Below are 554 nucleotides of genomic sequence, written 5' to 3' on the forward strand. Positions count from 1 at the left end.
CAGGTGCTATCTTGGTTCCACACTCTGGAGAGCACCACCACTGATTAGCGAATGCAGGGTGAAACCATTCCCGGCATTCATCGTTTTTACATCGTCTTCGCGCTGGTTTAGCCATCATCTTCTTCCTCGTGCATCGAGCTATTCGGATCGTATTTAGCCGATTTTCAGCAGTGCTCACACACGTGAACTTCCAGCACATGCAGCTTCTGACCGCAGTTAGCGCACGTTAAAGCTCGCTCGACGCTTTCTTGTTCGTAACTTCGATTTTGGTCAATCACCTTGTTTTCCTCGCACGACGTCTTAGCCACCGGATATCCCACAGGTGAGCCGTGTAGTTGAAGGTTTTTACGTCAGATTCTTTTGGGATTGGCCTGGGTTTATTTCTGGTGCGTTTCTCGTTGGGTTATTTGCAGTTTTCGCAGATTATGTCGGTGATACTTCGTCGCTGTCTCGCCACACGTCCTCCTTTTCCTGCGGTAGTGGTAACACCCCTGTTGGTGTTCTTTCACACCGGAGACACCATCGATTCCAGTAAGGTTGATTTGGTCGGAAGC

The 554-nt window shown here is 49.5% G+C and carries 3 protein-coding genes and 1 pseudogene; all 4 read right to left on the reverse strand.

Annotated features, from left to right (window positions below):
- Positions 1-199, reverse strand: a 199-nt coding sequence (locus DLK05_RS18810; RefSeq protein WP_438830191.1) for a recombination protein NinG, incomplete at its 3' end; no start/stop codon positions are given.
- Complete coding sequence (locus tag DLK05_RS16855) at positions 165-320, reverse strand: protein NinF (RefSeq protein WP_317126944.1); 156 nt, start codon at positions 318-320, stop codon at positions 165-167. The genes DLK05_RS18810 and DLK05_RS16855, both read right to left, overlap by 35 nt.
- Positions 275-385: pseudogene (locus tag DLK05_RS19170) on the reverse strand (NinE family protein); the annotation flags it as partial. The pseudogene DLK05_RS19170 and the gene DLK05_RS16855, both read right to left, overlap by 46 nt.
- Positions 386-423: 38 nt before the next feature.
- On the reverse strand, positions 424-554 hold a 131-nt coding region (gene ninD, locus DLK05_RS16865; RefSeq protein ID WP_080154660.1), incomplete at its 5' end, for a protein NinD.

The sequence above is a fragment of the Ancylomarina longa genome (assembly GCF_003996985.1).
GTDB classification, from domain to species: Bacteria; Bacteroidota; Bacteroidia; order Bacteroidales; family Marinifilaceae; genus Ancylomarina_A; species Ancylomarina_A longa.